The sequence below is a fragment of the Mesorhizobium sp. P2_E6 genome, from assembly GCF_056403835.1.
The window spans coordinates 1-1508 of record NZ_JBFUEQ010000039.1; the positions used below are offsets into that span (position 1 = coordinate 1).

Consider the following 1508-nt stretch of genomic DNA (forward strand, 5'->3'; position numbering starts at 1 on the left):
GCCCAAGTGCATGAGCTCATCCTGGGTCAAAGGGATGGATATTCGACGGTGATCGGCCCGACCGGCGTTCGACTCTCGGGCGGCGAGCGTCAGCGCATTGGACTTGCGCGCGCGTTTTACGGCGATCCCAAGGTACTGGTTCTCGACGAGCCCAATGCAAATCTTGATTCCGACGGCGAAGCCGCACTCGAGCGGGCGATCCTCCAGGCGCGTGCACGAAAAACGACCGTGCTCGTCATAACCCATCGGCCTTCGCTCGCAGCCAAATGCGATCGCATCCTCATGCTGCGCAATGGCCAGGTTGAGATCTACGGATTGACCAAGGACGTGCTCGACCGACTTGCCGAGCGACGGGGCCAAGCAGCGACGGCCGCGGCCACTCAGTCGCATGATAACGAAGGAGTGGTGCCTTTCCCGTCACCTGCTCGCGTGGAGGTAAAGGTCGCGAATGACGGTTCCTAGCCAACCCATTCAGAGGGACGCCAAGACGTATCGCTGGCAACGCAACGTCGACACCAGCACAGATCGGATCACGCTGATGGGATATGGAAGCGTGGCGGTTTTCTTGCTCGGCTTCGGATTCTGGGCAGCTATGGCACCAATTGCTGGAGCGACGATCGCGCCAGGCGTGGTCGCAGCAGCTGGGCAGAATGTGATGATCCAGCACCTCGAGGGAGGCGTGGTCAGCAGCATCAAGGTTCGGGAGGGCGACAGGGTACTAAGAGGCCAGGCCCTGATCGTCCTCGATCCGACGGTGGCGCAGTCCCAGCTCAACCGCGTTCTCAAGCAGTGGGTGGCACAAAAAGCTGAAATTTCTCGGCTCGAAGCGGAGCGGGACGGCCTTCAGAAAATTGTCTTGTCCAGTGACCTCGGAGCCTATTCAGGCGCTTCCGAATACAGCGGTGTTTTCGCAGAACAAAACAAGGAATTTCAGGCGCGGCTAGCGCGTTATGGCGCGGAACAGGGGATTCTGAAGCAAAGGGTGGCAGCTCTTCAGGACGCCGTTGTCGGGTTAAAAGCTCAGAAGGAAGCAGCGGAAAATCAGCTTGCGATCGTCAACGAGGAGACGGAAAGAAAAAAAGACCTGCTGAATAAAGGACTCACAAATCGTTCCGAATACACCGATCTTCTGCGCAGCACTGCCGAACTGGTCGGCCAGGCAGGATCTCTGGAGGCGCAGATTGCCAGCTCGGCGACCCAGACCGTGGAAGCGCGTCAGCAGATTGAACGGCTTACAACCAGCCGGGTCGAGGATGCTGTAACGGAGCTCAACAAAGCACGGGCCCAGGTCGCGGACCTCGAGGAACAAATCAACGCTGCTCGGTCAGTCCTGGAGCGGACGACCATCCGGGCGCCGGTGGACGGCATTATCGTCCGCTCGCTTTACAATGCCGAAGGCAGCGTCATCCGAGCGGGGGAGGTGGTGATGGAGCTTCTGCCGACCACGAACGAGCTCATCATCGAGGCCAGGATAAAGCCCGAAGACATCGACTCAATCCGGGTGGGGC

2 protein-coding genes are annotated in these 1508 nt (G+C 59.4%); both read left to right on the forward strand.

Annotated features, from left to right (window positions below; all coding sequences use genetic code 11):
• A partial coding sequence (locus tag AC1D08_RS33640) for an ATP-binding cassette domain-containing protein (protein ID WP_477425345.1) occupies positions 1-462 on the forward strand: 462 nt, incomplete at its 5' end.
• The coding region (locus AC1D08_RS33645; protein ID WP_477425347.1) for an HlyD family type I secretion periplasmic adaptor subunit at positions 449-1508 on the forward strand (1060 nt) is incomplete at its 3' end. The genes AC1D08_RS33640 and AC1D08_RS33645, both read left to right, overlap by 14 nt.